This is a genomic window from Nocardioides sp., from assembly GCF_034670285.1.
GTDB lineage: Bacteria > Actinomycetota > Actinomycetes > Propionibacteriales > Nocardioidaceae > Nocardioides.
Map to the genome: position 1 here is coordinate 1 of NZ_JAXMNS010000208.1, position 6497 is coordinate 6497.

Annotated in this window: 5 protein-coding genes; 1 reads left to right on the forward strand and 4 read right to left on the reverse strand. The window is 70.3% G+C overall.

What is annotated here, in order from left to right:
- Positions 1-418 precede the first annotated feature (418 nt).
- Positions 419-2407 carry a DNA topoisomerase IV subunit B gene (locus VOI19_RS11545; protein ID WP_323793109.1) on the forward strand — a complete coding sequence of 663 codons (1989 nt, stop codon included), beginning with the start codon at positions 419-421 and terminating at the stop codon, positions 2405-2407.
- Between the two features lie 61 nt (positions 2408-2468).
- On the opposite strand, the gene VOI19_RS11550 is transcribed toward VOI19_RS11545, so the two are convergent.
- From VOI19_RS11550 to VOI19_RS11565, 4 genes are all read right to left on the reverse strand, one after another.
- Positions 2469-2963: a carbonic anhydrase gene (locus VOI19_RS11550; protein ID WP_323793110.1), complete on the reverse strand. Its 495-nt coding sequence runs from the start codon at positions 2961-2963 to the stop codon at positions 2469-2471.
- A gap of 17 nt (positions 2964-2980) precedes the next feature.
- Positions 2981-4717 carry an MFS transporter gene (locus VOI19_RS11555; protein WP_323793111.1) on the reverse strand — a complete coding sequence of 579 codons (1737 nt, stop codon included), beginning with the start codon at positions 4715-4717 and terminating at the stop codon, positions 2981-2983.
- A gap of 60 nt (positions 4718-4777) precedes the next feature.
- Complete coding sequence (locus VOI19_RS11560) at positions 4778-5494, reverse strand: LppX_LprAFG lipoprotein (protein ID WP_323793112.1); 717 nt, start codon at positions 5492-5494, stop codon at positions 4778-4780.
- A 4-nt stretch (positions 5495-5498) separates the two neighbouring features.
- Positions 5499-6497, reverse strand: a 999-nt coding sequence (locus VOI19_RS11565) for a DNA gyrase C-terminal beta-propeller domain-containing protein (RefSeq protein WP_323793113.1), incomplete at its 5' end; no start/stop codon positions are given.

Below are 6497 nucleotides of genomic sequence, written 5' to 3' on the forward strand. Positions count from 1 at the left end.
CACACCACATCTGTGAGGTGGTGGTCACCGTCGTCCGGTACAGCGGGGGAACTGGTTGTGCCCATCGTGCCACGTGCCTGTGTTCGAGTGTGACGCCCGATCGGTCATCATGGATGCACAAACGGGTGACGTTTTCGTGATCGTGTCCTCATCGTGACGCTCCGCTCGCAGGCGAGCCTGCACTGGTGCCCGGCGTGTCGTGAGTAGATTCGACGTCGAGGGGCCTCGCGGATTGGTCCTGGCCCATGACTGGCCGCACCCCTCGTAACAGCCGTTCCATCCGTTCCATGTGCCTCACCCGCACCACCGAACCGAACCTCACCGAAGTCGCAGGAGCCCCACGATCGCTGACAACACCTACAACGCCGCGCACCTCCTCGTCCTCGAGGGGCTGGAGGCCGTTCGCAAGCGACCGGGAATGTACATCGGCTCGACCGACACCCGTGGTCTCATGCACTGCCTGTGGGAGATCATCGACAACGGGGTCGACGAGGCCCTGGCCGGCGCAGCGCAGCGCGTGGAGGTCACCCTCCACGCCGACGGCTCGGCCGAGGTCTACGACGACGGCCGCGGCATCCCCACCGACAAGGAGCCCAAGACCGGGCTCCCTGGGGTCGAGGTCGTGGCGACCAAGCTGCACGCCGGTGGCAAGTTCGGCGGCGGCTCCTACGTCGCGACCGGTGGTCTGCACGGTGTCGGGCTGTCCGTGGTCAACGCGCTGGCCACGCGCATGGACATCGACGTCGACCGCTCGCCCGCGACTCAGGGCCTGAGCTTTCACCGCGGCGCCGCCGGCGTGTTCGATGCCGAGGGCCCCGAGGCCTCCTTCACACCCCAGAGTGGCCTGACCCGCAAGGGCGGACGCGTCGCCAAGGCCAGGTCCGGCACCCGGATCCGGTTCTGGCCGGACCGCCAGATCTTCACCAAGGACGCCCACTTCGAGTTCGAGGGCCTGCTCGGGCGTGCGCGGCAGACGTCCTTCATCGTCCCCGGCCTCGAGCTCGTCATCCGCGACCTGCGCGGCGAGACCCCGGTCGAGGAGAAGTTCCGCCACGACGGCGGCATCGCCGAGTTCGCCGAGTACCTCTCCTCCGACGAGCCCGTCACCGAGGTGCTGCGGATCCAGGGCTCCGGCGGCTTCACCGAGACCGTGCCCATGCTCGACGCCAAGGGACACATGACCCCGCAGGACGTCGACCGCGACCTCGGCGTCGACATCGCTGTGCGGTGGGGCACCGGCTACGACACCGAGATGCGCTCCTTCGTCAACGTGATCGCGACCCCCAAGGGGGGCAAGCACGTCTCCGGCTTCGAGGGGGCGCTGACCAAGACGTTCAACGACTCCATGCGTGCTGCCAAGGTCCTCAAGGTCAACGACGCCGACGTCATCAAGGAAGACATCCTCGAGGGGATGACCGCCGTGGTCACCGTGCGGCTGGCCGAGCCGCAGTTCGAGGGGCAGACGAAGGAGATCCTCGGCACGCCCGCCGTGCTGGGAGTCGTGAAGAAGGTCGTCTCGTCCGAGCTCAAGACGTTCCTGACCTCCACCAAGCGCGCCGAGAAGGCCCAGGCCAGGCTGCTGATGGACAAGGTCCTCGGCGCCTCCAAGACCCGCATCGCCGCGCGTCAGCACAAGGAGACCCAGCGCCGCAAGAACGCTCTGGAGTCCTCGACGCTGCCGGCCAAGCTGGCCGACTGCCGCTCCAACGACAACGACCGCACCGAGCTGTTCATCGTCGAGGGAGACTCGGCGCTCGGCACCGCCAAGCTCGCCCGCAACTCGCAGTTCCAGGCGTTGCTCCCGATCCGGGGCAAGATCCTGAACGTCCAGAAGGCCTCGGTCGGCGACATGCTCAAGAACGCCGAGTGCGCCTCGATCATCCAGGTCGTCGGCGCCGGCTCCGGGCGCACCTTCGACCTCGAGGCGCGTCGCTACGGGCGTATCATCTTCATGGCCGACGCCGACTCCGACGGTGCCCACATCCGCTGCCTGCTGGCCACCCTGTTCTACAAGTACATGCCCGAGCTGATCGCCGAGGGCCGCGTCTACACCGCCGTCCCGCCGCTGCACCGCATCGAGATCTCCAAGCCTCGCAAGGGGCAGGAGAAGTATGTCTACACGTACTCCGACGACGAGCTGCGCCGCAAGCTGGCCGAGCTGAAGAAGAAGAACATGACGTGGAAGGACCCGGTGCAGCGCTACAAGGGTCTGGGTGAGATGGACGCCAGTCAGCTGGCCGAGACCACGATGGACCCGCGCCACCGCACCCTGCGCAAGCTCACGATCGACGACGCCGACACCGCCACGTCGGTCTTCGAGCTGCTGATGGGCGCCGAGGTGGCTCCACGCAAGGAGTTCATCGTCGTCAACGCCGGCCAGCTCTCCGACGAGGACCTCGACTTCTGACCCGGGTCAGCCCTGACGGCCCTGACGGCCCTGACGGAGCGGCCGGAGCGCCGCTCGCCCGTCAGTACTTCTCGGAGAGCCGACCGGTGTCGACGTCGTAGATGAAGCCGCCGACCTTCACGTGGTCGGGCACCAGCGGATGGGTGCGCAGCTTCTGGACGTCGTCGGCGAGGGAGTCGAGCTGGTCGGTGACTGCCTGGAACGAGAGCCACGACGCATCCTGACCGGCCGACTCCGAGACCTTGCCGATGATGGTCTCGGTGGAGTTGCTGGCAACGGCGCAGCGGGTGTGGGCGATGACCAGGATGCGATCGACGCCCAGCAGGTGAACGCCGAGCACCAGTGACTCGAGAGTGCTGTGGTCGACCCGGCCTCCGGGGCTGCGCAGGATCTTGGCGTCACCGAGACCGAGGCCCAGCATCGCCAGAGGCTCGATGCGCGAGTCCATGCAGGTCACGATGCCGACGCCCGCGCGGGCGATTCCGTCGAAGCCACCGTCGGAGAACGACTCGGCGTAGGTGGCGTTGGCTGCGAGGAGATCGTCGAATTCAGGCACGGAGGAATCCTATCCACTCAGCCGGCGGTCCGGAGTGCCGTCCCGGCGTCCAGACCACGGGTCGGTGCACCACGGAACAGCACGACGGCCGCGACGGCTGCGAGCAGGGCGAAGAGCGCGGCGCCCTGGAAGACCGCCTGCTCCTGGAGGATGCCGAGCTCGTTGACGGTCAGGTCGGGGCTGGCTTCGGCGGCGTCGTAGAGCCGGGAGAGCCCCCACGTGGTCAGCACCGAGATGCCGACGAGCATGCCGATCATCCGGGCTACGACCACCAGCGCGCTGGCGATGCCGTGGGTGTCGACGCGGGTGGTGGCCAGGATGGCGGCGTTGACCGGTGCCAGCGCGAGCCCGAACCCCAGCCCGGCGAGCACGAGCGGCACGTTGCTCATCGCAGAGTCCAGGCTCGTCTTGCCCCACGTCGACATCCACCAGAAGGAGCCGGCCGAGAGAGTCATGCCGACTGCCGTGATGACACCGGCGTCCAGGCGGCGCACCAGGTAGCCGCCCAGGACCGCTCCCACCGGGAGGGCGACGAGGAACCTCAGCAGCACCAGGGCGGCTCCGAGCTGGGTGTCGTACGTCGTGGTGCGGGCGAAGAGGGGGATGTCGACGAGGGCCGCGATGAGGGCCCAGCCGACGAGGAGGCTGACCACGAGCGCCCCCCAGGCCGGCCGCGCGGTGAGGGTCCCGCGGGGGACCAGCGGCCTGGTGCTGCGCCGAAGATGGACCACGAGCGCCACCACCGCGATCGCTGATCCGAGCAGCAGCCAGGGGCCCTGGGGTGAGAAGACGGACACCTCGGGGTCGGCGGTGGCGAAGGCGAGCACGACTCCACCGAGCGCGAGCGCGAGGTAGGCGGCACCGGCGAGGTCGGCCGCCACGAGGCTCCGCCCCCACGCGCGGGCATCGACCAGCGGGCGACGTGCGGTCACGCAGCGCACCAGGAAGAGCGCGAACGACGCACTCGCGACGAGCCCCAGCGGAGCGAGCCAGCGGCCCGACCCGACGACCGGGGTGAAGAGCCCGCCGTAGGTGAGGTCGAGGTAGAGGCGGTCGGGGGGTTGGATCACCAGGAGGGCGGCGGCGGTGGCCACCAGGAGAGCCGCGGCGCCGACGACGTCGGGCAGGCCGTCGCGCGGGCGTCGATCGACCGGGGTGACCTCGTCGTCGCGGCGCAGGACCCGCACCACGACGACCAGCAGCAGCGCCACGCCGGCGTTGATCGCGAAGATCGCCCGCCACGACGACACCGACAGCACCAGGGCGCCGAAGAGCGGCCCGAGAACGGCGCCGAACTCCTGGACCGCCGAGACGACGCCGAGCGGCATTCCGCGACGCTCGACCGGGTAGAGCGCGGCCACCAGGGCCATCGTGGCCGGGACGAGCCCGCCGCCGCCGAGTCCTTGGAGGAAGCGGCCGACGACGACGAGGGTGAGGTCGTAGGCGACCGCGGTGACCACCGAGCCGACGGTGAAGCTGACCAGCGAGGCCACCAGGACCGGCACCGGGCCGCGCAGGTCGGCGACCCGGCCGATGAGGGGCAGCACCGCGACGTAGCCGAGCAGGAAGCCGGAGATGATGGGGGCCGCGCGCTGGAGGTCCTGGGCGCTGATCTGCACCGTCGCCATCATCTCGGGGAGCGCGAGGACGACGACGTAGGTGTCGATCGCCGCGAAGGCCACTGCGACCGCGCAGAACACCAGGAGCGTGCGCGAGCGCCGATCGATGCGGGGCGCCTGGGGGTGCGCGCTCATCGGGTCATCCTCCGGGCCTCGGGATCCAGCGTGCTCAGATGTTCGAGATGATCAGCGGGCTCACTCGGGAGCGGTGATCTCCTGGGCGATGCCGTAGGCCGAGACGGTGATCGTGTAGGTGATGTCGTCGCCGCCGGAGAAGAACACCCCGGTCAGGTCAGCGGCGCGCAGCCGGCCTTCGTCGTCGACGGTGAAGACCGCCTCGAAGGAGTCGTCGGGGGCGCACGGCAGGATCGCCTTCACCGCGGTGCCGGGCACCGTGGCGGTGTAGGGCGTCACGACCACGGAGTTGTCGTCCTCGGCACGCCGTTGCTCGCCGGCCTCGAGGTCGGTGGCCGCGACCAGGACGTTGGACACGCCGGTGTCGGGGTCGAGCAGCGTCGCGGGGTCCGGGGCGCACAGCTCGGCCGGGTCGTAGGTGTCCCAGCCGATGACGGGGGCGTTGACGTAGAACTCCCCGTCGACCGAGCGGACCTCGACGTCCTCGGCGTTGAACCCGAGGAACCGGCCGCCGGCCGTGCCCTGGAAGGCGGGAGCGTCGGTGATGACGCCCTCGGCGCTGCGCAGGAAGTCGCCCTCGTCGCGCTGGTCCTCGGTCGTGAGTGACAGCTCGACCCCGGACGTCGCGTCGAGCGCGCTCTTGGCGGCCGACATGACCTCCTCCGCGGTGGCGCCGTTCTGAGCCGCGTCGCCCGTATCGCTGCTGCTGCAGGCCACCAGGGAAACGGAGAGCAGGGTCGTCGAGGCCCCCGTGACGAGACGACGGATCAAGGTCATGCGTTCAGCCTGTCACATCGTCGGGGGCCGGGACCGGAGCAGCCTCCGCGGTCGCGGGCACCCGGCTCGCGACAGGACCGGCGCACGCGGTGATGGGCTGGCTGCCCGGCACGCCGGAGCCGTCACGACGTCCCTCGGCAGCGGGGAGCGCCACCGGGACGCCGCTGGAGGCGGCCGCCCGGGCGGGAGCCGCGCCGGCCCACGCGAAGACGAGCGCGTCCTCGCCCTTGAGGAACCGGTGGCACCGCACGCCGCCCGTCGCACGACCCTTCGAGGGGTACTCGGTGAAGGGAGTGACCTTCACCAGTCCCGGCTCGGTGCCGGGCAGCGCGGTCGAGGAGCCGGAGGCCGTGACCAGCACTGAGCCCTCGGGCGCCTCGGGGTCGACGACGCCGAACCACGCGACCTGCTGGCCGGGCCCGAGCTTGATGCCGGCCATGCCACCGCCGGAGCGACCCTGGGGCCGCACGAGCGCGGCGGAGAAGTGCAGGAGCTGGGCGTCGGAGGAGACGAAGCAGAGCTCCTCCTCGCCGGTCGCGAGCTCGACGGCGCCCACCACCTCGTCGCCGTCCTTGAGCCCGATGACATCCCACTCGTCACGGTTGAGGACCTCGGGGTTGACCCGCTTGACGGCGCCGTCGCGGGTGCCGAGGGCCAGCCCCGGCCCCTCGCCGGTGAGCGTGCACAGCGACAGCGCCCGCTCGCCGTTGGACAGCGGCAGAATCTCGCTGAGCGGCAGTCCTCCGGAGAGGTTGGGGTCGTTGGCCGAGGGCGGCAGCGCCGGCAGGTCGAGCATCCCGACCCGCAGCAGCCGGCCCGCCGTGGTGAGCACCCCGATCTCGCCGCGGGCACTCGTGGCCACGACCGACGTCACGACGTCGTGGTTGGCCCGGTCGCCGCCGTAGCCGACCTCGGTGCCGGTGGTGCGGGCGAGCAGGCCGCTGGCCGACATCAGCGCGTAGCAGGGGTCGTCGGGAACCTCGAGCGAGGTCGTGGCCGCGGT